The 22,552-nt window shown below is 67.3% G+C and carries 25 protein-coding genes and 2 tRNA genes; 11 read left to right on the plus strand and 16 right to left on the minus strand.

Annotated features, from left to right (window positions below; translation table 11 throughout):
* Positions 1–27 precede the first annotated feature (27 nt).
* The 3 genes from TTY48_RS01880 (at position 28) to TTY48_RS01890 (ending at position 1,638) form a co-directional block, all read left to right on the plus strand.
* On the plus strand, positions 28–717 hold the full coding sequence (locus TTY48_RS01880) for a polymorphic toxin type 15 domain-containing protein (RefSeq protein ID WP_220655898.1): 690 nt from the start codon (positions 28–30) through the stop codon (positions 715–717).
* Positions 710–1,345 (plus strand): GAD-like domain-containing protein, encoded by a 636-nt coding sequence (locus TTY48_RS01885; RefSeq protein WP_220655899.1) that lies wholly within the window; start codon positions 710–712, stop codon positions 1,343–1,345. Before TTY48_RS01880 ends, TTY48_RS01885 begins: the two co-directional genes overlap by 8 nt.
* Before the next feature lie 68 nt (positions 1,346–1,413).
* Positions 1,414–1,638: a T6SS immunity protein Tdi1 domain-containing protein gene (locus tag TTY48_RS01890; protein ID WP_220655900.1), complete on the plus strand. Its 225-nt coding sequence runs from the start codon at positions 1,414–1,416 to the stop codon at positions 1,636–1,638.
* A 92-nt stretch (positions 1,639–1,730) separates the two neighbouring features.
* Here the strand turns inward: TTY48_RS01890 and TTY48_RS01895 are convergent, their stop codons facing one another.
* The 4 genes from TTY48_RS01895 to TTY48_RS01910 all read right to left on the minus strand — a co-directional run bounded on the left by TTY48_RS01895 (position 1,731) and on the right by TTY48_RS01910 (position 3,329).
* A complete protein-coding gene (locus TTY48_RS01895; RefSeq protein WP_374758673.1) occupies positions 1,731–2,366 on the minus strand; it encodes a class I SAM-dependent methyltransferase in 636 nt (211 codons plus the stop codon).
* An 18-nt stretch (positions 2,367–2,384) separates the two neighbouring features.
* Positions 2,385–2,458: transfer RNA gene (locus tag TTY48_RS01900), tRNA-Val, on the minus strand.
* Positions 2,449–2,946, minus strand: a complete 498-nt coding sequence (locus TTY48_RS01905; RefSeq protein WP_220655901.1) for a peroxiredoxin — start codon at positions 2,944–2,946, stop codon at positions 2,449–2,451. The genes TTY48_RS01900 and TTY48_RS01905 overlap by 10 nt, the downstream gene beginning before the upstream one ends.
* On the minus strand, positions 2,943–3,329 hold the full coding sequence (locus TTY48_RS01910; protein ID WP_220655902.1) for a DUF3052 domain-containing protein: 387 nt from the start codon (positions 3,327–3,329) through the stop codon (positions 2,943–2,945). The genes TTY48_RS01905 and TTY48_RS01910 overlap by 4 nt, the downstream gene beginning before the upstream one ends.
* Before the next feature lie 368 nt (positions 3,330–3,697).
* Here TTY48_RS01910 and aceE point away from each other — a divergent pair, with 368 nt between their 5' ends.
* The 5 genes from aceE to TTY48_RS01935 all read left to right on the plus strand — a co-directional run bounded on the left by aceE (position 3,698) and on the right by TTY48_RS01935 (position 10,498).
* Positions 3,698–6,421, plus strand: a complete 2,724-nt coding sequence (aceE, locus tag TTY48_RS01915) for a pyruvate dehydrogenase (acetyl-transferring), homodimeric type (RefSeq protein WP_255585708.1) — start codon at positions 3,698–3,700, stop codon at positions 6,419–6,421.
* Between the two features lie 33 nt (positions 6,422–6,454).
* The gene (locus TTY48_RS01920; protein WP_220658409.1) at positions 6,455–7,717 is read left to right on the plus strand and encodes a helix-turn-helix domain-containing protein; all 1,263 of its coding nucleotides are present in this window, start codon (positions 6,455–6,457) and stop codon (positions 7,715–7,717) included.
* 137 nt (positions 7,718–7,854) lie between these two features.
* Entirely contained in the window at positions 7,855–8,757 is a 903-nt protein-coding gene (locus TTY48_RS01925) for an ACP S-malonyltransferase (RefSeq protein WP_220655904.1), read from the plus strand.
* 123 nt (positions 8,758–8,880) lie between these two features.
* On the plus strand, positions 8,881–9,186 hold the full coding sequence (gene acpM / locus TTY48_RS01930; protein ID WP_220655905.1) for a meromycolate extension acyl carrier protein AcpM: 306 nt from the start codon (positions 8,881–8,883) through the stop codon (positions 9,184–9,186).
* Between the two features lie 4 nt (positions 9,187–9,190).
* Positions 9,191–10,498, plus strand: coding sequence for a KasA/KasB family beta-ketoacyl-ACP synthase (locus TTY48_RS01935; RefSeq protein WP_220655906.1), 1,308 nt, complete (start codon positions 9,191–9,193; stop codon positions 10,496–10,498).
* Positions 10,499–10,571: 73 nt separating this feature from the next.
* On the opposite strand, the gene TTY48_RS01940 is transcribed toward TTY48_RS01935, so the two are convergent.
* The 3 genes from TTY48_RS01940 to TTY48_RS01950 all read right to left on the minus strand — a co-directional run bounded on the left by TTY48_RS01940 (position 10,572) and on the right by TTY48_RS01950 (position 12,588).
* Positions 10,572–10,988 carry a pyridoxamine 5'-phosphate oxidase family protein gene (locus TTY48_RS01940; RefSeq protein WP_220655907.1) on the minus strand — a complete coding sequence of 139 codons (417 nt, stop codon included), beginning with the start codon at positions 10,986–10,988 and terminating at the stop codon, positions 10,572–10,574.
* Positions 10,989–11,116: 128 nt separating this feature from the next.
* Positions 11,117–11,632, minus strand: a complete 516-nt coding sequence (locus TTY48_RS01945; protein ID WP_013127340.1) for a DUF3145 domain-containing protein — start codon at positions 11,630–11,632, stop codon at positions 11,117–11,119.
* Between the two features lie 134 nt (positions 11,633–11,766).
* A complete protein-coding gene (locus TTY48_RS01950) occupies positions 11,767–12,588 on the minus strand; it encodes a serine hydrolase (protein WP_220655908.1) in 822 nt (273 codons plus the stop codon).
* A gap of 204 nt (positions 12,589–12,792) precedes the next feature.
* On the opposite strand from TTY48_RS01950, the gene TTY48_RS01955 reads away from it, so the two are divergent.
* Positions 12,793–14,808, plus strand: coding sequence for a hypothetical protein (locus TTY48_RS01955; RefSeq protein ID WP_220655909.1), 2,016 nt, complete (start codon positions 12,793–12,795; stop codon positions 14,806–14,808).
* Here TTY48_RS01955 and TTY48_RS01960 read toward each other — a convergent pair.
* Positions 14,805–15,596, minus strand: coding sequence for an AraC family transcriptional regulator (locus TTY48_RS01960; RefSeq protein WP_220655910.1), 792 nt, complete (start codon positions 15,594–15,596; stop codon positions 14,805–14,807). The genes TTY48_RS01955 and TTY48_RS01960 overlap by 4 nt on opposite strands.
* 42 nt (positions 15,597–15,638) lie before the next feature.
* On the opposite strand from TTY48_RS01960, the gene TTY48_RS01965 reads away from it, so the two are divergent.
* Complete coding sequence (locus TTY48_RS01965) at positions 15,639–16,004, plus strand: hypothetical protein (protein ID WP_220655911.1); 366 nt, start codon at positions 15,639–15,641, stop codon at positions 16,002–16,004.
* On the opposite strand, the gene TTY48_RS01970 is transcribed toward TTY48_RS01965, so the two are convergent.
* From TTY48_RS01970 to TTY48_RS02005, 8 genes are all read right to left on the minus strand, one after another.
* A complete protein-coding gene (locus TTY48_RS01970; RefSeq protein ID WP_220655912.1) occupies positions 15,994–16,182 on the minus strand; it encodes a GNAT family N-acetyltransferase in 189 nt (62 codons plus the stop codon). The two genes, TTY48_RS01965 and TTY48_RS01970, sit on opposite strands and share 11 nt — an antisense overlap.
* On the minus strand, positions 16,139–16,987 hold the full coding sequence (locus tag TTY48_RS01975) for an alpha/beta fold hydrolase (protein WP_220655913.1): 849 nt from the start codon (positions 16,985–16,987) through the stop codon (positions 16,139–16,141). The genes TTY48_RS01970 and TTY48_RS01975 overlap by 44 nt, the downstream gene beginning before the upstream one ends.
* Before the next feature lie 95 nt (positions 16,988–17,082).
* Positions 17,083–18,075 carry an NADP-dependent oxidoreductase gene (locus tag TTY48_RS01980; protein ID WP_220655914.1) on the minus strand — a complete coding sequence of 331 codons (993 nt, stop codon included), beginning with the start codon at positions 18,073–18,075 and terminating at the stop codon, positions 17,083–17,085.
* On the minus strand, positions 18,072–18,686 hold the full coding sequence (locus TTY48_RS01985; RefSeq protein ID WP_220655915.1) for a TetR/AcrR family transcriptional regulator: 615 nt from the start codon (positions 18,684–18,686) through the stop codon (positions 18,072–18,074). Before TTY48_RS01985 ends, TTY48_RS01980 begins: the two co-directional genes overlap by 4 nt.
* A 236-nt stretch (positions 18,687–18,922) precedes the next feature.
* Positions 18,923–18,995 (minus strand) — tRNA-Asn (locus tag TTY48_RS01990).
* Positions 18,996–19,086: 91 nt separating this feature from the next.
* Positions 19,087–20,661: a hypothetical protein gene (locus TTY48_RS01995; protein ID WP_220655916.1), complete on the minus strand. Its 1,575-nt coding sequence runs from the start codon at positions 20,659–20,661 to the stop codon at positions 19,087–19,089.
* Positions 20,662–20,804: 143 nt separating this feature from the next.
* Complete coding sequence (locus TTY48_RS02000) at positions 20,805–21,632, minus strand: adenylate/guanylate cyclase domain-containing protein (RefSeq protein WP_220655917.1); 828 nt, start codon at positions 21,630–21,632, stop codon at positions 20,805–20,807.
* A gap of 59 nt (positions 21,633–21,691) precedes the next feature.
* Complete coding sequence (locus tag TTY48_RS02005) at positions 21,692–21,877, minus strand: hypothetical protein (RefSeq protein WP_220655918.1); 186 nt, start codon at positions 21,875–21,877, stop codon at positions 21,692–21,694.
* 316 nt (positions 21,878–22,193) lie between these two features.
* Between TTY48_RS02005 and TTY48_RS02010 the strand changes: the two genes are divergently transcribed.
* Positions 22,194–22,547 carry a hemophore-related protein gene (locus TTY48_RS02010; protein WP_220655919.1) on the plus strand — a complete coding sequence of 118 codons (354 nt, stop codon included), beginning with the start codon at positions 22,194–22,196 and terminating at the stop codon, positions 22,545–22,547.
* Positions 22,548–22,552: the final 5 nt, after the last annotated feature.

Consider the following 22,552-nt stretch of genomic DNA (forward strand, 5'->3'; position numbering starts at 1 on the left):
TGACAACGAAACCTTCAGCAGACCCGGTTGATCAAGCAGGGCCACGAGGGACCCGCGACTATCGCGACAGTCACCGCGCTGGGGCCGTTGCTCGCCGAACGCGATCAGCAGTCCTGGGACATGGCCGACAAGAATCTTGAGCAGATCGCTCAGCGTCTCGGGGTCCCAGTCGAGCAGCTGGCAGTCAGCGACGAGGTGTACCAGTACCCGATATCGGCGATCCCCACCAACGCAGAGCACTCACCACTTGAACGGCTGCGGGAGCTCAGGCAGCATCTGAAGTGGATGAACAGTCAAACCTTCGAAGAGACCACCGACAAGATGGACAACCCGAAGCGCTCGAGCAGCGACGTCACCAAAGCGCGACAAGACTTCCAGAACGACTGGACGGTCCGATCATTCAAATCGCTGGTGGAGATGGGGTACACGCCGGAGCAGGCTGAGAAGTTGTCGGCGTCGATTGTTGAGCGGTTGATGAAGCGGTTGGTGATCACCCACAATCCGGATATGGTGGCGGGTGGGCCGGCGGACCTGCTCATCACCTTCGGCGACAAGCGCACCAACAGCTCGCTCGGTCCCACACACAGGGCTGCAGCAGCGGCGTACCGACAGTGGCTCGACGCCCAGAAGGCCAAGAACCCCAATGCTATCGTCCGCGTAGACTTCCCCGGATACCCCCTCCTCGACCCACCGGCAGATGACGAAACCGATGACTGACGAATACTTCCGCCTGTTTCTCAAAGATCTCCCGCTGACCACCCCGGGCCCGGCCTGCACGCAGGAGCACCTCGACACCTACCGTGGAGTGCTGCCCGATCCACTGCTGTCCTACTGGCAGGAATACGGATTCTCCGGATTCGGCGACGGCATCGTCTGGCTCGTCGACCCGCTCGAATGGCGCGACACCACAACCGTGATCACAGCAGGCATCGAACACGCCGCCTTAGGCGCCGACGTCACCTACATCCCCATCGTCCGCAACGCCTTCGGAGACACCTGGTTCTGGACCCCCGGCTTCGGCAAATCCCTCGTTCTACACCCCACGTCCGCCACTGCCATCACCAGCGTCCACCGCGGCGAAGATGACCTCAGCCTCCAGGCTTTCTTCGCCACCAGCAATCAGCAGACGTACGACGCGACCTCAGTGAATTACCCCGGTGGTCTCTTCGCGGCGACGCTGGATCAGTGCGGCCCCTTGGAGTTCAATCAGGTCTACCATTTCACGCCGTCAACGTTTAGGAGCACCGACGTCGTCGACATCGATACCGCGACAATTGCCGATATCCATACTTGGCTCGCTAACATGAAGGCCGCCGTCGGGGACTGGCCCACTGCCTTCGTCTAGCGACCCGGAGACGACACTCCTTGCTGGGATTGGCTGGCCGCAAGCATGAGCGGAAAGACCTGGCATAGATGACGAACGACACTTCTGGGAAGCGTGACGATCCAGGCCTGTTCGATCCGGCGCTTATGCAATATGGGGCGTTGGATTTCAACGAAGTCTACGGATTTGTTCCTGCGCTCACCCTAGGCGGTGTGGCGAAGGTTGCGAATGTGATGAAGTTTGAGATCCATGCCCACCTGACACTGCTCCGTAACATTGCTGGCGCGTGGGATACTGCCTACCTCAACATCTAAGAGGGCCCGCATTGTATATAGCTCGACGGTAGGGTTCAGGGAGACGCTGAGGCGTGTGTGGCTCCGGTTCAAGTCTCGGCGGATGCTCGGGTTCAACTCAAGTGCGCGAGGAGCTGCACCATCGGGAACCGGTATCCGGGATCGCGGTAGACGATCCGCCATTCCTCGGCGAAGCCGTGCACATCCAGCACGCGCGCCAGCTCGTCCGGGTGCCAACGCCAAGCGGGCGCGACCGCGTGGTCGAACGGGATCGGCGGTCCGGGTTCGTCGCTCGCCTGGACCGCGATGAGGACGGGGGCACCCGCCGGTAGCCGCTGTGCCCACACCCGCAGCGCCTCGGCGACGTCCGGCGGGCTCACGTGAATCAGGCTGAAGCGCGCGAGGATCGCCGCGATCTCGTGCTCCACGGGCACCGCGGCGAGCAGCGCGTCGCCGTCGATGAAGGTGAGATCCGGATGCGCGCGGCGGGCGTGCGCGAGCATCGGCGCGCTGGGTTCGAGACCGATCACGTCGAGTCCGCGCCGGGTCAGATCGGCGGCCACGTGGCCGATGCCGCAACCCACATCGAGGACCACTCCACTCGCGCCGCCGGCGGTCACCCGCTCCGCGAACGCCGCGGCTGCCTGCCGCTCGATGGGGTACTGGTAGGCATCGGTGAACATCTCGGCGTACAGGTCGGCCATCGCGTCGTAGCCCTGCGCGGTCATGCTCGCATCACCCACCTGCATCGATCCGAGGATCCGGAGTGCGCGCGGAGGGACTCGAACCCCCGACAACCGGTGTGTAAGACCGGGACTCTAACCAACTGAGCTACACGCGCCGACCGGTAGAGGCTAGCGCAGCCAGTGCTTGTTCCCAAAGCGACTGATCGCGCGGGACACCGGGCTCGTTCATCTCGGCGAACCGGATCACGCCCTCGCGATCGATCACGAAGGTGCCCCGGTTGGGGTAGCCGTTCTTCTCGTTGAGCACGCCGTACTCGCGCGACACCGCGCCGTGCGGCCAGAAATCGGAGACGATCGGGAACAGGTAGCCCTGGGAACCCGACCACACCTTGTGGGTGGGCGGCGGCCCCACCGAGATCGCGATCACGGCGGCATCGTCGTTCTCGAACAGGGGCAGCGAATCGCGGATCCCACCCAGCTCGCTCTCGCAGGTGCCGGTGAAGGCCAGCGGGAAGAAGACGAGGAGCACGTTCTTCTCACCCTTGTAGGAGGCGAGGGAGACCGGGCGGTTGTTCTGGTCGCGCAGCGTGAAATCGGGCGCGATGCTGCCGACCGGCAGCGGACCGTCGGGCAGGTCCGTCAACGCTTCGCCGCGCGACCGGACTTGGGCTGCACCAGCCTCGATCCGATCCACGTTCCGAGGTTGGTCGACGAGGTCTGCGTGAGACCCGCGGTGGGCGCGGCCTCGGCGATCTCGCTGGGCTGCACGTGTCCGGGCTGACCGGTCTTGGGGCTGAGGACCCATACGTAGCCGTCGTCGGACAGCGGAGTGATCACGTCCATCAGCGTGTCGACGAGGTCACCGTCGTCGTCACGCCACCACAGGACCACCACGTCGACCACGTCGTCGGTGTCCTCATCGAGCATCTCCGCGCCGGTGAGCTCCTCGATGGACAAACGCAGATCGTCGTCGGTGTCTTCGTCCCAACCGATCTCCTGCACGATGTTGCCGGGCTGCAGGCCCATCTTCTGGGCATATGACCCATTCGTGGACACCGGTGGGGGCCTCCTTCAGGCAGATGACGGCGGCAGGATGCCGCGCGTACTCGACTACGTCGATACCGAACTTACGGTATCGCTGCCCTACAGCAGACCCGCTCCGCCGATCTTGCGCAAGTGGTACGGCGAAATCGGTTACCGGTTTTCAACTGTTGAGTAACTTCCGATTGCGGCAGGATGGGACGTGCGACACACCGCACCCCCTAAGAACGCGCTCGCGACCCGTGAGGAGCACACACGTGACCGACCCGACCGCCTCCACCCCGGCACCCGCATCATCGGGACAGGGACAGGGACCCGCACCGTCGAACGACGGTCGCCCGGACCGGGTCCGCGTGATCCGGGAGGGAGTGGCCTCGTACCTGCCGGACATCGACCCGGAGGAGACGGGCGAATGGCTCGAGTCGTTCGATGATCTGATCGCCACCCACGGTCCCGCCCGCGCCCGGTACCTGATGCTCCGACTGTTGGAGCGCGCCAGCGAGAACCGCGTATCGATCCCCTCGCTCACGTCGACGGACTACGTCAACACCATCCCCACCGATCTCGAGCCGTGGTTCCCCGGCGATGAGGAGATCGAACGCCGCTACCGCGCGTGGATCCGCTGGAACGCCGCGATCATGGTGCACCGCGCCCAGCGCCCCGGAGTGGGCGTGGGCGGCCACATCTCGACCTACGCCTCGTCGGCGGCGCTGTACGAGGTGGGCTTCAACCACTTCTTCCGCGGCAAGGAGCATCCCGGCGGCGGCGACCAGGTGTTCATCCAGGGCCACGCCTCCCCCGGCATCTACGCCCGCGCCTTCCTCGAGGGCCGCATCCCCGCGGAGCGGATGGACGGCTTCCGCCAGGAGAAGTCGCACGAGGACAAGGGCAAGGGCCTGCCCTCGTACCCGCATCCCCGGCTGCTGACCAACTTCTGGGAGTTCCCCACGGTCTCGATGGGCCTGGGCCCGATGAACGCCATCCAGCAGGCCCGGTTCAACCACTACCTGCACGACCGCGGCATCAAGGACACCTCCGAGCAGCACGTGTGGGCGTTCCTCGGCGACGGCGAGATGGACGAGCCCGAATCGCGCGGCCAGATCCAGATCGCGGCCACCGAGGGCCTCGACAACCTGACCTTCGTGGTGAACTGCAACCTGCAGCGTCTCGACGGCCCGGTGCGCGGCAACGGCAAGATCATCCAGGAGCTGGAGTCCTTCTTCCGCGGCGCCGGCTGGAACGTGATCAAGGTGATTTGGGGCCGAGAGTGGGACGAGCTCCTGCACAAGGACCGCGACGGCGCGCTGGTGAACATCATGAACACCACGCCGGACGGCGACTACCAGACCTTCAAGGCGAACGACGGTGCGTTCGTCCGTGAGCACTTCTTCGGCCGCGATCCGCGGACCAAGGAGCTGGTCAAGGACATGACCGACGAGCAGATCTGGGGCCTGCGCCGCGGCGGCCACGATTACCGCAAGGTGTACGCGGCCTACAAGTCGGCGATGGAGCACAAGGGCCAGCCCACGGTGATCCTGGCGCACACCATCAAGGGCTTCGGGCTGGGCCACAACTTCGAGGGCCGCAACGCGACCCACCAGATGAAGAAGCTGACGCTCGACGATCTCAAGCAGTTCCGCGACGAGCTGCGCATCCCGATCACCGACGAGGAACTCGAGAAGGACCCGTACCTCCCGCCGTACTACAACCCCGGCCCGGAGTCGAAGGAGATCCAGTACATGCTGGATCGACGCAAGCAGCTGGGCGGCTTCCTGCCCTCGCGGCGCACGCAGGCGCAGGCGCTGAAGACGCCCGACGTCACCGCGCTGAACGTGATGCGCAAGGGATCGGGCAAGCAGGAGGTGGCCACCACGCAGGCCGTGGTGCGCATCTTCAAGGAGCTCCTGCGTGACCCCGAGATCGGCCACCGGATCGTGCCGATCATCCCCGACGAGGCTCGCACCTTCGGCATGGACAGCTGGTTCCCCACGCTGAAGATCTACAACCGGCTCGGCCAGAGCTACACCTCGGTCGACGCGCAGCTCATGCTCGCGTACAAGGAGAACCCGCAGGGCGTGATCCTGCACGAGGGCATCAACGAGGCGGGATCGACGGCGTCGTTCACCGCGGTCGGCACCTCGTACGCCACGCACGACGTGCCGATGATCCCGCTGTACATCTTCTATTCGATGTTCGGCTTCCAGCGCACCGGCGACGGCCTGTGGGCGGCCGCCGACCAGATGGCGCGCGGCTTCGTCCTCGGCGCCACCGCAGGCCGCACCACCCTGACCGGTGAGGGCCTGCAGCACGCCGACGGGCACAGCCACGTGCTGGCGTCCACCAACCCCGCAGTGGCGGCGTACGACCCGGCGTTCGCGTACGAGCTCTCGCACATCGTGATCGACGGTCTGCGGCGGATGTACGGGGAGAACCCGGAGAACATCTACTACTACATCACCGTCTACAACGAGCCGATCCATCAGCCGGCCGAGCCGGAGGACCTGGACGTCGACGGCCTCCTCAAGGGCCTCTACCTCTACCGGCCGGGCACCAGCGGTCACGAGAAGAAGGCCAACATCCTGGCCTCCGGAGTGACGATGCCGGACGCGCTGGTGGCGCAGGAGCTGCTCGCGCAGGAGTGGGGCGTGGACGCCTCGGTGTACTCGGTGACCAGCTGGGTGGAGCTCTCCCGCGACGGCATCGAGGCGGAGAAGGCGGCGCTGCGCGATCCGGCCGCCCCGGCCCGCACGCCGCACGTGACGAAGGTGCTCGCCGACGCCCAGGGCCCGACGGTGGCCGCCTCGGACTTCATGCGCGGCACGCAGGACCTGATCCGCGCGTGGGTCCCGGGCACCTACCTCACCCTCGGGACCGACGGCTTCGGCTTCTCGGACACCCGTCCGGCCGCACGCCGCTTCTTCAACGTGGACGCGCAGTCGATCGTGGTGGGCGTTCTGCTGGCCCTGGCCCGGGACGGCGAGCTCGATTTCTCCGTCGCCGCGGAGGCCGCGAAGCGGTACCGGATCGACGACGTGCTCGCCGCGCCGAAGCAGACATCGGACCCCGGCGTAGCCTAGGGATCCATGACCGCCGATACGGGCTCGTTCCCCCTGCCCGGGAGACCGGGCAAGGGCAGCTTCACCAGGAAGCGCCCCGAGCCTCGCGACGTGCTCCCCGAGTCGATCCTCAATCGGATCCGTCAGTACTCGGGGCGCGTCGCGACGGAGGCCGTGCGGTCCATGGAGGTACAGCTCCCCTATTTCGCCGATCTCGAGGCGAGCCAGCGGTCGTCGATCCAGTTGATCGTCCAGACGGCCGTGGTGAACTTCGCCGAATGGATCGAGAACCCGGACGAGACGCAGTACACCGTGGCCGCGTTCCAATCGGTGCCGCAGGACCTGGCCCGGCGGGTATCGCTGCTGCAGACCGTCGAGATGGTCCGGGTGGCGATGGAGTTCTTCGAGAAGTGGCTGCCGCTGCTGGCCCGGAACGAGGACCAGCTCATCGCGCTCACCGAGGCGGTGCTGCGCTACGGGCGGGAGATCGGCTTCGGCGCCGCGGCGATCTACGCCTCGGCGGCCGAGGCCCGGGGCGCTTGGGACTCGCGGATGGAGGCGCTGGTGGTCGACGCGGTGGTCCGCGGCGACACCGGCGCCAACCTCCTGTCCAGGGCGGCCGCGCTGAACTGGGATCCGATCGCGACGGCCACCGTCGTGATCGGATCGCCGCCGCCCGACCAGAACGTCTCGGTCGCAGGATCGGTCCACGACACGGCGCGGTCGCACGGCCGGTCGGCGCTGGCCGTTGTCCAGGGCACCAAGTTGGTGGTCATCGCCAGCGGCACGCTGGACACCGGCCATCCGTTCACCGAGTCGCTCATGCGGCACTTCGCCGACGGCCCGGTGGTGATCGGCCACACCACGCCCACGCTGGAGGATGCGCACGCCTCCGCGGTCGAGGCGATCGCGGGAGTCAACGCGGTCGCCGGTTGGCCGGGCGCGCCCAGGCCGGTACACAGCTGGGAGCTGCTGCCCGAACGCGCCCTCATCGGCGATACCCATGCCGGGCGCACGCTGTACGAGTTGCTCGTGCAGCCGCTCGAGGAGGCGGGCTCGGCGCTGTCGGACACCCTCGACGCCTACATCGACTCGGGCGGCGCCGTGGAGTCGTGTGCACGCGAGCTCTTCGTGCACCCCAATACCGTGCGCTATCGCCTGAAGAAGATCGCGGAGATCACCGGACGGGATCCGCAGGACCCGCGCGACGCCTTCGTACTGCGCGTGGCGGCCACGATCGGACGTCTGGCGGCGGCGAATCCAGAGCGGTTCACCCCGGCTCCGATGGCCAGAACCACAGATGTCACACTGAACTAACCCCGTAACAGGTAACACTCCGGTAACAGCGCCTCTTCGCTGAGCTGGGCTTTTGTGGGAACCCCACAAAAGACATGAGGAAGCTTCTCAGCCCGCAACACCTTCTTTTCAGGTTCCGGCAGTGTTTCCTGGAACACGTGATTGCATTGCTCGCCCCCGGACAGGGTTCCCAGAAGCCCGGCATGCTGACGGCATGGCTCGACCAGCCGGCTGCCGTGGACCGTTTGCGCGCATGGTCCGAGATCGCCGATCTCGACCTGGTCCGCCTCGGCACCGTTGCCGAGGCCGACGAGATCACCGACACCGCCGTGACCCAGCCCCTCGTGGTCGCCGCCGCACTGCTCGCCTTCGAGCAGATGGGCGCACAGCCGGCCGACACCATCGTCGCCGGGCACTCCGTGGGAGAGCTCGCCGCCGCTGCGGTCGCGGGCGTCATCACCTCCGACGAGGCCGTGCGCCTGGCCGCGATCCGTGGCCGCGCCATGGCCGCTGCCTGCGCGCTGGTCCCCACGTCGATGACCGCCGTACTCGGTGGCGATCAGGCCGAGGTGCTCGAGCGCCTCGCCGATTACGACCTGGTTCCGGCGAACATGAACGCCGCGGGCCAGATCGTGGCCGCCGGTGCCGTCGAGAACCTGCAGAAGCTCGCCGACAACCCGCCGGAGAAGGTGCGTCTGCGCCCGCTGGCCGTGGCCGGCGCCTTCCACACCGCGTTCATGGCGCCCGCCCAGGAGGCCGTCGCGGCCGCCGCCGCGGAGATCACGCCGCGCGACCCGCAGCTGACCCTGCTGTCGAACCGGGACGGCCGCCCCGTCACCACCGGTGAGGCCGCGCTGTCGCAGATCATCGCGCAGGTCACCCTGCCGGTGCGTTGGGACCTGTGCACCGCCACGATGCGCGAGGCCGAGGTCTCGACCGTCGTCGAGCTGCCGCCGGCCGGCACCCTGGTGGGCATCGCCAAGCGCGAGCTCAAGGGTGTGCCGCAGGTTGCGGTGAAGACCCCGGCCGATCTGGCCGAGCTGCTCGCCGCGGCGCGCTAGAACCACTCAGACCACCGACGGTGCCGTCCGGCATCGTCGAAACCAGCGACGTCATCGTCGCGACATCTAGACTCCCGTCTCCGCGAAATCGCGGGTCGGGTCACTCAAGGAAAGGGACCCACTGTGGCCACCAGCCAGGACGAAATCGTCGCCGCCATCGCCGAGATCATCGAAGAGGTCACCGGCATCGAGCCTTCTGAGGTGACCCCCGACAAGGCCTTCATCGACGACCTGGACATCGACTCGCTGTCGATGGTTGAGATCGCCGTGCAGCTCGAGGACAAGTACGGCGTGAAGGTGCCGGACGAGGACCTCGCCGGCCTGAAGACCGTGGGCGACGCCGTCGGCTACATCCAGAAGCTCGAGGCCGAGAACGCCGACCTCGCTGCCGAGCTCAAGGGCAAGTACGAGGCCGAGAAGGGCAAGTAAGCCCTTGTCTTCGCTGAGGAATTTCTCGACGCTCGGCGGACAGTTCCCCAGCGTCGTCGTCACAGCCATTGAGCTGACCACCTCGATCGGCACCGATACCGAGTCCACCTGGAGCGGTCTGCTCGAGGGCAAGAGCGGTATCCGTCCGCTCGAGGGCGACTTCATCGGTGTGCAGATCCCCGATCTGCCGGTCCGCTTCGGCGGCCAGCTGCTCGAGGATCCGACCTCCGAGGTGCCCGAGCGTCCCGACCGTCAGTACGCCGGTGACGTGAGCAAGCAGCACGTCTCCAAGCGCCGCATGTCCTACGTCGAGCAGGCCTCGCACGTGATGACCAAGCGCCTGTGGGACAAGGCCGGACGCCCCGATGTCGACCCGCTCCGCCTCGCAGCGGTCGTGGGCACCGGCCTCGGCGGCGGCGAATCGATGGTCGAAGCCGTGGACGCCCTGCGCGATCACGGCGTCCGCAAGGTCTCGCCCTTCGCGGTGCAGATGTCCATGCCCAACGGCCCCGCGGCCGTCGCGGCCCTGGAGATCGGCGCCCGCGCCGGAGCGATCGCACCGGTCTCGGCGTGCTCGACCGGCAACGAGGCCATCGCCCACGCCTGGCGACAGATCGTGCTCGGCGACGCCGACATCGCGGTCTGCGGCGGCATCGAAGGACGCATCGACAGCCCGGTCATCGCACCGTTCTCGATGATGCGCGCCCTCTCCACCCGCAACGACGATCCGCTCGCGGCGTCGCGTCCCTTCGACAAGGACCGCGACGGCTTCGTCTTCGGCGAGGCCCAGGCGCTGCTGGTCATCGAGACCGAGGAGCACGCCCTGGCGCGCGGCGCGAAGCCCATCGCCCGGCTGCTCGGCGCCGGCATCACCTCGGACGGCTACCACATGGTGTCGCCCGATGTGGAGGGTGGCGGAGCCGCTCGTGCGATGAAGCGTGCGATGGAGATCGCGGGCCTGTCCCGGACCGACATCGACTTCATCAACGCGCACGCCACGGCGACGCCCATCGGGGACGCTGCGGAGTCGAAGGCCATCAACGCGGTCGTCGGTACCGACGCGGCGGTCTACGCGCCCAAGGGCGCGCTGGGCCACTCGATCGGTGCCGTGGGCGCGCTGGAGGCGGCACTGACGGTGCTGTCCATCCGCGACGGCATCATCCCGCCGACCCTGAACCTCGACAACCAGGATCCCGAGATCAACCTGGACGTCGTGCACGGTTCGGCACGCAAGGGCGAGATCAACTACGCACTGAACAACTCCTTCGGGTTCGGCGGCCACAACGTGGCGCTGGCGTTCGGTAAGTACTGAGCTTCACTCCAGAGGCCGGCCGTCGGGATTTTCCCGGCGGCCGGTTTTCTGTTGTCGCCCGGACTACCCCGGACTACATCGTGAGGTCGGCGGCGAGCCAGTGCTCCGGTTCGAGGACCACGGTGGCGTGCTCCCCCAGTTGCTGGGAGAACTGCAGGTAGCCCTCGAGTTCGGCGCCTTCGAGGTAGCGCGAGGCCATCGAGTGGATCTCCTCCTCGGTGGAGGCACGGATCTCGGAGATCGGGCCCTCCACGCTGACGTACATGGTGCGTGGGGTCACGGTGTCGACCATCAGCGTGAACCGGCCGGTCGACTCGATCGCGCGCATCTTGCGCGACTGCGGACTGATCGTGATCCACGGCTTGCCGCCGGGTTCGTAGGCGTACCAGACCGGCACCGTGAGCGGGCCGCGGCCGGGTTCGGCGACCGAGAAGGCCGCGACGTGGGGCTGTGCGAGGAACTGCTGCTTCTCCGACGTTGTGAGTGCCATGACCCCATGGTGGCAGAGGGGCCCGACACGCGGCGGTCGGTTCGGCCGGTGTCCCGGTCCCGGCGGGGCGCCATCGCTTTCGCGCCGCGCTCGCCCGCCCGGGCCGGGTATCAGGCAGGTCTGGTGATCTAGCCGACGGCCTGGGACAGCCAGGTGACCTCGGCGCCCTGGCCGCCCATGCGGAAGGGCTCGAGCGCGTCGTCCCAGGCGGTGCCCAGGAGGGAGTCGATGGCGGTCTGCAGGCCCTCGCCGCCCTGTTCGAGCATGAGCGAGCGCAGCTGGGCCTCGCCGAGCAGGGTGTCGCCCGACGCGCTCATCGTGCCGCGCCACAGGCCCAGGCCCGGGGCATAGCAGAACCGCTCACCGTCGACCCCTTCGGAGGGGTCTTCGGTGACCTCGAACCGCAGGGAGTTCCACTCCCGGAGCGTGTTCGCCATCCGCGCACCGGAGCCGACCGGGCCTACCCAGTCGACGACGGCGCGCTGCATGCCGGGGACGGCCTCCTGCGCGGTCCACTTGAGCGTGGCCCGCGCGTCGAGGGTCCTCGACAGTGCCCACTCGACGTGTGGGCATAGAGCAGCAGGTGCCGCGTGGATCCACACGACTCCAGTCGTCACCTCTGCAAACTGACTCAGCTGCTGCATGGTTGCCACCTTCTTCGTTTCGACGAGAACGTCTTCCCCAAGCCGTCTGTCGAACCGCGGAGCTACCAGCTGCGCTTTATCACACCGATGTAGTTATGAAGCCATTGTGCACCATGATGCGCGTGTTGCGCCAGTTACTCGCCTGGAAGTTCCTGAGAAATCAGCCGGTCGTTGAACTCCGACCACAGCGGTTTGGCCCAGGCGCCGAAGGGACGGTCGGTGAGCACCACCGCCGCGAGCCGCAGATCGGGGTCGAACCACAGGTACGTGCCCGCCTGCCCGAAGTGCCCGACGGTGCGCGGCGAGTTCCGGGTGCCGGTCCAGTGGGCGCGCTTGTCCCCCTTGACCTCGAAGCCCAGACCCCACGTGTTGTTCGCGAACTTCCCATAGCCGGGAACGAAGCCCGGCAGGCCCGGGAAGTGGACCGCCTGCGCGCGGTCGACGGTGCGCGGATCGAGCAGCGTGGGCGCGGCGATCTCGGCGGCGAAGCGGCTCAGATCGGCCACCGTCGATCGGGCACCGTGTCCGGCGGGCCCGGCGAGTCGCGTCCTCGTCATGCCGAGTGGAGCGAAGACGGCCTCGTCGAGGTAGTCCGGGAAGGGAATGTCGGTCTCGGCGGCGATGAGGTCGGCGAGCAGCTCGTAGCCGTACGAGCTGTAGATCCGTTGGGTGGCCGGCGGGGCCTGGACATCGGCGGAGTCGAAGGCGATGCCGGAGGCGTGCGCGAGCAGATGCTCGACGGTGCTCCCCCGCGGTCCGGCGGACTGATCGAGCGTGATCGCCTCTTCCTCGATGGCCACCAGGACGCCGTAGGCGACGAGAAGCTTGGTGACCGAAGCGAGTTCGTATTCCGCGTCGAGGTCGCCGTAGGTGTCGACGGTGCGCGCCTCGTCGGTGCGCAGCAGCGCTCCGGCCGCGTTCTCGACGGGCCACTCGGCCAGTTCCGCGAGACTCATTTCCCTCCTCAGATCGACGTGGTCACCCTACCCGCCGGCCACACCAGACAGACGATCCGATCGTTAGTTGAGCACCGCACCTCACCTGCAAATATGACAATTCCTTTGCGGCTGCACATTTGGCGTTTGTTCAGAATTCAACAGACCTAGGCTGCCCCGTGGACGCACCGTTCGCGTCTGCATTTGCCTTGGAAGGACCGACCCATGTCAGCGAAGCACCGCAAGTCGTCGAAGAAGCTGGCCGCCAGGCGCGCCGCGCTGGCAGCGGGCGCCGTCGGCGCCACTGCCGGAATCAGCATGATGGGCGCGCCCGCGCAGGCCGCGACCGCTCCGAACTACAGCCAGGCGATCAGCGACTACTCGCATGCGCTCGACAACTTCCTCAAGGCGTCCGACGGCGCGCAGAAGAACATCAACAGCGTGTGGGGTCCGATCAGCGCCGGCAGCGGTGGACTCCTCCCCACCTTCGGTTCCAGCTTCGTGAAGTCGGACGCTACCAAGATCACCGAGCTTCCCCAGATCCTCAGGAACATCGGCGGACTCACGCTGCCCACCGGTGTGCCGGGTGTGGTGCCGAACATCGTCCTGCCCGGCGGCCAGACGGTGGCGCTCCCCCTGCCCAGCAAGCTTCCCGGCGGGGATCTGCTGATCGGCGCCGGCAATGCCATCGAGGGCGTCATGAATCTGCCGGTCCTGGGCGGTGTTCTCAATCAGCTTCCGCCGCTCAGCCAGCTCATCGACGGGCTCGAGGCCACGCAGAGCAAGTACACCAGCGCCTACAACTGGGGCCTGCTCGGAATGTCGGGGCAGACCAACTTCCTCAATACCTTCGTCAAGACCCCCAGTGGCCTGAAGCTGAACGGGATCACCCTTCCCGGCCTCCCGCCGCTGATCCCGCCGGTCACGCTGCCCGACATCCCGATCATGCCCACTGGCTCTCTGCCGAGCGGCACCATCTGGGTGCCGCAGGGCGACGGAACCTACAACTTCCCGCTCGGCGGCCAGATCGGTTGGTGGGGTGCCGCCCCCACTGCCGCGCTGAAGCTGCCCGCCGCGCTGGGCGGTACCGACACGGTGATCTCGGTGCCGATCGGCGCGGCCGGCTTCAAGCTTCCGCTGAACCTGCTCTCGGCCGGCACGCTGGGAGCGAATGTGCTGCTGCCCACGCAGAACGGCATCTACAACCCCATCGGCTTCACGCTGAACAACATCAACACCCCGATCGGTTTCGGCCTCACCAATCTCAACGTGACGACCGGGAACTACATCGGCACCAACGGTTTCAACATCAACAACGGCCAGAACCTGATGCTGCTGCAGAACCCGCTCGGCATCCCCCTGCCGCTGATCTACGGCCTCGGCGGACTCAGCTTCGGCACCGCGGGCATGGGCATCGCCTCGCCGTCGCTGTTCGGGATCAAGCTGTTCACCGACCTCAAGATCGGCGACACCGTAGGCCCGAACTCCAGCGCCGGCCTCATCCCGACCGGCCTGCTCCCGACCGACCCCATGAACGGCATCATCTCGACCATCACCGGCGGTCTGGGCGTGGGATCGCTCACGCAGATCCTCGGCATCGACGCGCTGGTGCTCAACCCGCTCACCGGGCTGTTGACGCCGGTCTACAAGGGCTTCTCCGATCTGCTGCTCAAGCCGATCTCCGATTTCGCCACCAGCCAGTACGGCCCGGCCGTGAACGGCACCGCGTCGGGCATTCTCGATCTGTCCAAGAGGCTCGCCGACACCACCGCACCGTCGACCTCGACTGCGGGATCCACCGCCACCGCGCTCAAGGCGGACGCGCCGGCCACCGGCGCGCACTCGCTGGAGAAGGGCGGCGAATCGGTCGCATCGATCGCATCTCGGCTGGGCGCGGATCAGGGCAAGGAGAAGGCCCCGGCGGCCGCCTTCGGGACCACTGCCCCGAAGGACACGACGGTCACTACGCCGAAGGAGACCGCGCCGAAGGACACGACGGCGCCGTCCACGCCCAGCACTCCCGTCGAGACGCCGTCGACCTCGGCGGAAACCGCCTCCCCGACAACCGGGTCCGGCACCGGCACGACCACCGGATCGAACGACACGTCGGCATCCAAGAGCACGACCTCATCGAGCGATTCCGCGTCGAAGGTCGAGAAGTCGGATGCGCCCGCCAAGGCGGACACCTCGGCCGGCGACACGGCCTCGTCCGGCGCCAGCACCACCGACAAGGCGGCCTAGGCCGCTACTTCCGCCCACCCGGACGGGTCGTCGCTCACCACGAGCGTCGCACCCGACCGGGTGAGCGTCGTCGCGGTGAGCCCGAACATCCGGAGGAACGAGTCGCTGAAGTGCGAGGGTGAGGCGAAGCCCGCGTCCGCGGCGGCGCGCGTGAGGTCGGCACCGTCGGCGATGGCGGCCGCGGCGTGCAGCATCCGCGCCCACAACCGGTAGCGCCGGAAGCTGGTACCGGTCTGCGCACCGAACAGGCGCAGGAAGTGCGCGCGCGAGAGGCTCTCGGCCTGCGCCAGTTCGTCCGCCGACCGTGTCGGCTCCCGCAGGATCCGCTCGACGGTGCGCGCGATCCGCGCGTCGAGCGGCCTGTCGGGGGCGGGGAAGGCGGTGCGGAGGATGTCCGCCCCGCCGGGCGCGTCTCCTGCGCAGAGGTCGATCAGCGCGCTCTCGGCCCGGTGCCGCACGCCGAACCCCCCGGTGCGCTCCCCCATCGCGTCGAGCAGATCGCGGCCACGGCCGGCCGTGGCATCGCTGTAACAGAACAGGATTCGTGATTCATCTGTCGAGATCACCTGGTGGACCTCGCGCGGTGGCACCAGAACGCTGCGGCCGACGATGTCGCCTCGTCCGGGTACCCGCACCGTGATCGGTCCGTCGACGCCGAGTACCAGACAGTGCACCGACGTCGAATGCGGCGCCAGACCCAGTGGCGCCCCCAGGTAGACCGCGGTCGCCGGCGAGACCCAGAGGGTGCTCACGGCGGCGCACGTTTCTGGAAGCGCGGTGGCGGTCATGAGCCGATGCTAGGTGGCACGCACTCACCAACGGAGGTACTCGTGCTGAAAGACACTCTCGGACGGACCCTGCTCGCCGGAGTCGGGATCGCCCATCTCATCCCCAGCGTCGCTGTGCTCTCCCGCGACCGCGTTGAGAGCACGTACGGCGTCGCAGTCGCGGACACCGATACCGAGCTGCTCCTGCGGCATCGCGCCACGTTCTTCGGACTGCTCGGGACGGGCCTGATCCACGCGGCTCTGCGGCCCGACCACCGAAAGCCGGCAGTGGTCGCGGGAGCGGTGTCGCTGGGCTCGTACCTGGCTCTCGCCCAGTCGATCGGGGCGGGGCCACGGCTGGAGCAGGTGAAACGTCTCGACATCGGGCTTCTGGCGGCGCTGGGCGCGGCTGCGGCTCTCACTCGGTGACGTACGCGAACAGGTGGTGATCGCGCCGCTGCCCGCGCACCACCCGATACGAGCGCAGTGTCCCCTCCTGTTCCATGCCCGCCTTCTCCAGGACCCGCCGCCGAGGCGGTTCCGACGACGCGGCCCCGGTGACCTCAGCCGGCCAGGAACTCGGCGGCAGCGGGTGCGAACTTCTCATGGAACTGGAAGATGCCTCCGTGGCCGGAGTCGGGGTAGATGAGCAGCTGACTGCCGTGGATGCGGTTGTGCAGGTCTTCCGACAGGACGGTGGGGACCATCCGGTCATGGTCACCGTTGGCGATGAGTGTCGGCTGAGTGAAGGCCGACAGGTCGGAAGGAGCGGAGCGACCGAACTTCTGGATGGCCTTCAACTGGGTTCGCAGTGCCGTCAGGCTGATCTCCTGGTCCCGGTCGACGGTGCGTTCGTTGAGCCGCTTGATGAACGCCTTGCCAGCGGCCTTCCCGGTCGCGTCGCGGTTGAAGAAGAGGAACTCCTTCGGGTCCGAGCGTGTGAGGGTGGCGCGGAGGATGTCCCAGTAGGTCACTCCGACGACCTTGTCGATGTTCTTGCCACCGCGCGGTCCAGTGCCGGTCAGGACGAGTTTGCGGACGAGGTCGGGGTGTTTGACGATCAGGTCCTGGGCGATCATGCCGCCCATTGAGAAGGAGAAGATGTCGATCTTGTTGTGGCCGAGGGCTGTGATGAATTCGAAGGCGTGGTCGGCGGCTTCTTCGAGAGTGCTGGGCACGCGTCCCGTGGAGGCTCCGACGCCACGTTGGTCGAAGGCGATCACGTGCCGGTTCTGGGCGATGGGGTCGACGATGCGCGGGTCCCAGTTGTCGAGGGTCGCCGCGAGGTGGACGAAGAAGACGACGGGTACGCCGCCCTTCGGGCCGAGCTCGCGATGGGCGTACGTGGTGTCGCCTACGCTGACGGTTCGGTTCGGCGCCCGTGTGTACGACGTGTTCGTTGCTTCGTTCATGTTCTCGCTCATGGGGTTCCTTCAGGGTGCGGCGGAGGTGTCGTAGGGATGGTTAGTGCTGATCGGTGATCACGAAGGGCGGGACACGGGGGCCGTCATCGGGTCACCACGACCTTGCCGTTGGCCTTTCCCTGCTCCACATAGGCGATGGCGTCGAGTGTCTGGGCGAAGGGAAATGTCCGATCGAGGACGGGACGTAGGCTTCCCGCGTCGTACAGAGCGGCGAGTGCGGCGAGTTGGGGGCCGCTGGCGCGCATGAAGAAGAACGAGTAGCGCACGCCGAGTTTGCTCGCTCGGCGCCGGATCTTGCGACTGAGCAGAGCCATGACCGGCCTGAAGAGCGGTCGCCCTAGTTGGGCGGCGAAGGCCGGATCAGGTGGGCCGACAACGCTGATCGCGAGACCCCCTGGGCGCAAGACGGTCAGTGACTTCTCGAGATTCTCTTCGCCGAGGGAGTCCAGCACGACGTCGTAATCGGACAGCACGTCGGCGAAGTCCTGTGTCTTGTAGTCGATGACCTCGTCTGCGCCGAGCGCCCGGGCCCTGTCGAGATCCTTGGTGCTCACGGTCGTCGCAACATGCGCTCCCAGGTATTTGGCGATCTGGATGACGGTAGAGCCGAGCCCGCCGGCCCCTGCGTGAACGAGCACCCTCTGTCCGGGTCGGACGTCCGCCACGTCGACCAGGGCTTGCCAAGCGGCGAGTGCAACGAGCGGCACCGCTGCAGCCTCTGCGAACGACAAGGAGGCGGGCTTGAGCGCGATGTCATCGACGGCGACCGCGATCTGCTCGGCGAAGGCGCCGATGCGCAGGTCTCGCGGTCGGGCGTACACCTCGTCGCCGGGCTTGAACTCGCGAACGCTCGCGCCGACCTCGGTGACGACCCCGGATAGGTCGTGGCCGAGTATGAAGGGCCGCTTGTACTTGAGGAGTTGCTTGAACTCGCCGTTACGGATCATCGTGTCGAGCGGGTTGATACTCGCCGCTCGGACATCGATCAGGACGTCGCGAGGCCCGACACTGGGCGCGGGGACGACAGCTGCTTCAAGCCCGTCGGGGCTGTAGTGAGTGACGACGAAGGCCTTCATTGCTGTTCCTGTCGCGTCGGCGGTGCGGGGTTACTCGAGAGACCGGCGATGATCATGGCGTTGCTGAAGGCAGCGGCCAGGATCTGCTCGGAGACTTCCGGATCGGTGACCGCGCGGGCGGTCTGGAGCGCGCCGACCAGGAGCGAGAGCAGTCCGATCGCACGCGCTTCGGTTCGTCTCGAATCTCCATCGTCCAGATGGCGTGCGATCGCCTCGATCATCGCCGTGACTCCGTCGGTGTAAGCCTCCCGGACCGAGGCGTCACACCGGCCGATCTCATCCAGCAGCGCAGCAGAGGGGCAGCCGCCTGCCAGGTCGTCACGATGCGCTCCGGACAGGTACTGGCCGACGAACGTCTCGACCGACTCGCGCCCTGCTGGCAACGCGTTCAGGACAGCGGTCTGCTGGGCGAGCTGCTGCGCCACGACGGTCGCGACCAGATCGTCCTTCGACGAGAAGTGACCGTAGAAGGCGCCGTTCGTCAGGCCGACGTCCGCGACCAGGGTCGCGATGCCCGAGCCGTCGATCCCGTTGCTCTTGAACCGCCGCCCGGCCGCCTCGACCATCCGGCGCCGAGTCGCCTCCTTGTGTTCGGGACTGTACCTCGCCATGTGGGCCTCCTCCTCGTAGCACGGATGGCATTACGTTCATAATATTACGAGTGTACTTCAATTGCGGCCGTTCGTGAACCGGCTCACTTCAGGAGCACGGGGAGGACCGCACACCGAAGAGGGCCCCGAGATTGATGGAAGCCCGTTCGGCCACCGCGAAATGGATGGCGGGGACGCCGCCCCGACGGTGTCGTTCTAGATACAGAAAAACCCGCAGTCGCCTGCGGGTTTCTTTGCTCCCCCAACTGGACTCGAACCAGTAACCCTTCGATTAACAGTCGAATGCTCTGCCAATTGAGCTATGGGGGATTGACCGAGAGAGAACTTTAGCGCAACGCACTCGGGGAGACCAATCAGCAGGTCAGAGGCCTGCCGAAGGTCTCCCCGAGGCGCTAGCGGGTTACAGCTTGCAGGTGCCCTCGGCAGCCTGCTCAGGGGTGCAGGTGGCGGCCGTGGTCGTGCCCGTGGCGGGCTTGGTCACGGTCGGCTCCTGAGCCGGTGCAGTGGTGCGGGCCGTCTGCTTCGGAGCCACCGTCGAGACCGTCGCCTGCGGGGTCACCGGCGGGGTCGTGGTGGTGGCCGGAGCCTGCGTCTGCGTCTGCGTCGGGGCCGGAGCCTCGGTCTGCGTCTGCGTCGGGGCCTTGGTCTGCGTCTGCGTCGGGGCCGGAGCCTCGGTCTGCGTCTGCGTCGGGGCCTTCGTCTGCGTCTGCGTCGGAGCCTGGGTCTCGGTGGCCTTCGGAGCGGTGGTACCGGCGGTGGCACCACCGGTCGCCGTCGCACCTGCGGTCGCACCCGGCACCGTGGCGGTCGCGCCGCCGTTGGCGCCACCGGTCACGCCGCCGTTGCCCACGGTGGCACCGGCACCGGCGCTCACCGTCGCACCGGCGTTGCCCGCGGCCACGTCGGGCTTGGCGACGGTCGCGTCGACCTTCGAACCCACACCGGCGTCCAGCGAGGCCTTGGTGCCCGCCTGGATGGTGGCGCCCTTGACCGCGGCAGCGGTCGGGACGGTCACCGAGGCGTCGGTGTTGACGTTGCCGGCCACCTGGGCGCCCGGAACGGCCGTCAGAGCCGTCACCTTGGCCGAGGTCGGGAGCGGCGCCAGCACGACACCGGGGGCCACCGGAGCGGTGGTCGTGGTGGTCGTCGTGGTGGTGGTCGTGGTCGTGGTGGTCGTGTAGACCGGCGCGACGATGCGGGCCTGGTCACGGACCTCGACGACGCGGCCGGGGGTGACCGCCCACACGGGGTAGAAGGGCTCGTTGTAGCGCGGGTTCACCCGGACGTAGGGGTTGCCCGGCAGGTTGATGCCGATCGACACCGAGATCAGCGGCTGCGGCTTGGGCTGGGTCCAGCTCGGCGGGTAGATCCACATGACGGGCACGTCGACCTTGAAGTTCGCCTCGAACCACGGCTTCGGGTAGTCCGGGCGCTGCCAGGGCTTGGGCTGGCCGGGAGTCCACGGCTTCACACCGAGCTGACGGCCGTACAGGGTGTAGCAGGTCTGGCTCTGCACCTCGGTGCCCGCGCGGTAGTCGTTCCAGCGACCGGTCTCACAGATCTGCTGGTAGACCGCGATCTCCTGCGGGGTGTACTGCCACGGGCGGTAGTCCACCGGGCGCACCATCGGCGCGGGCGGAGCCGGCTGCGGCTTGGGGCGCAGGCCCGGGATGGCCGGGGCCGGCGGGTAGTACACCGTGGTGTTCTTGGTGGTCGAGGTGATCGTGCCCTGCGGCAGACCCGAGTTCGCGACGGCCTGCGCGGCGACGGGGTTGCCCACCATCGTGACGCCGGACGGCGGGACGGCGATGCCGTCGGTCTGGAAGGCACCGGGGTTGGCGGTGAACTGATCACCGGTCACCGGGGAAAAGGCAACGGGGCTGCTATCGCCGTCGGTCGACTTGCTGCAGCCCGCGAGGAGCCCGGCAGCGGCGACCACGGCGAACGAGGCGGCGCCGATCTTCTTCTTGTTCATGCGGTTCCCATCCTTGGGTTGCGACGGGGCCGCGATGCTGCCCCTGTTGTCTTCGACTCAAGTCACACGCTGTATCTCGACGATGACACCGTTCGTTACAAAGATGTCGCGAATGAATCGAAACTCAGGGTTCTCCCGCAGGCTCAATACAGGGGGCGTACAGAAAAGACCTGTAGCTTCTGGGGAGCACCCTTGGCCTTGAAACGCCGAGGTCGCACCTGGTATTTGCTCCGATCGGCCACGGTGAAAACCGTCTCCGAAGCGAGTACCTCTCCCCCATTCGCCGCCTCCGCGACGCGGGCGGCGATGTTCACGTCGACGCCGATCAGATCGCCCTTCACCCGGCGGGGCGTGCCGGTATGCAGGCCTGCCCGCAGGGTGGGGCGATAGCCGTCGGCGGCGTGGATGGTTCCGACTGCCTCGATCACCTCGTACGCCGCTTCGATGGCGGTATCGCCGTCGAACGCGGCCAGCGCACCGTCGCCCATGGTCTTGACGATCACGCCGCCGTGCCGCTCCACGAGATCCTTGGTCGTCTTGTTGACGTCGTGCAGCAGGCGGACGATGTCGTCGTCGTCGCGGTGCAGCGCCCAGGTCGAGAAGCTCACCAGATCGGTGAACAGGATGGTGATCGGCTGCGGCGGGAGGTAGTCGCGGTCGCGCCGGCTGATGAGGGCCTGCCAGGTGGCGGTGGCGAGGTTCCCGAGCTCGCGGGTCACCGTCGGCTCGTCACCGACGATGCGGTCGATGAGGCTCGACAGGCGCTCGGTCGATTCGGCGTCGGGGTGGAAGAGGTCCTTCTTGGGGCCGCCCGGCAGGCTCTCGCGCGCGACCCGGACGAGGTTGGTCGCGGTCTTGCTGTGATTGGCGGCGCGAGCAGCGCGGGCACCCGCGGCGAAGACGGATTTCTTCGGCTCGGGCGCCACCCTCTCGGAATCGTGGGCGAGCACGTCGAGTGGATCGTCGGCCATGGCAGATGTTCTCCCGTCGCGGTCTTCCCGCAACGTAACAGTAGTCGCCGACGGTGAGGCTAGGGCCGTAGCTCGCAGCTCATCCGGGCGTGCAGGCGTGCCCCGTACACGGTGGCGTCGAGGTCGGCCGCCGCGTTGAGAACGGCCTTCACGGCGCGCCATATCCCGAGACTCGCGCGCCGCGCGGCCGGTGGGCGAATCCCCAGGTGGAATTCCCCGCTGCGAACGTCGTAATGATCCAGCACGTCACCCTCCTCGACCGATCAGTGATCTAGAACACACGTTAGGACGTGTTCTCGCCCACCGTCGCGGATTCGCCAACGACACGCTGGGGCGATAGTGCCGGGCGCACGCCCTCACCACAGCCGGACCCCGACATTGGTCCCGCAAACATGTGCGCAGCCCACATGCGGTCCTTGCAGGTGCGGGCTGTCGAATCCCCGGCGTTACCGGATTGGCCTGTGAATGCCTGAGAAATCTCTCCGGGGTTCCTCAGCCGCGCGTCGGTAGCTTCGTGGCGACACCTCATCCGGAGTCGTCGCATGACGAAAGGAAAACACCATGCAGACTTGGAAATTCGCCACCGCTACCGCGTTCATCGGCGCCCTCATCGCTGCCCCCGTCGCCACCGCCGCCGCAGCACCCGCCGATCCCGTTCCGGGGACCCAGTGCAACGTCGGGCAGGTGGAGCGGGCCGTGGCCGATCTCGCCCCCGAGGCCCTGCCCCTGCTCAATCAGGTCCCGGGTGGACGCGCAACCGCCGACGAGGTGCTCACGCTCCCGCCCGCCGAGCGCAACGCTCGCATCCAGCAGCTCGCCGCGCAGAACCCGCAGCTGGCGTCGCTGTACAAGACGCATCAGGGCGAGATCAACAAGCGCATCAACCTGGTCGCCGCCAACTGCGCGAAGTACTGATGTAG

The sequence above is a fragment of the Tsukamurella sp. TY48 genome (assembly GCF_019656655.1).
GTDB classification, from domain to species: Bacteria; Actinomycetota; Actinomycetes; order Mycobacteriales; family Mycobacteriaceae; genus Tsukamurella; species Tsukamurella strandjordii.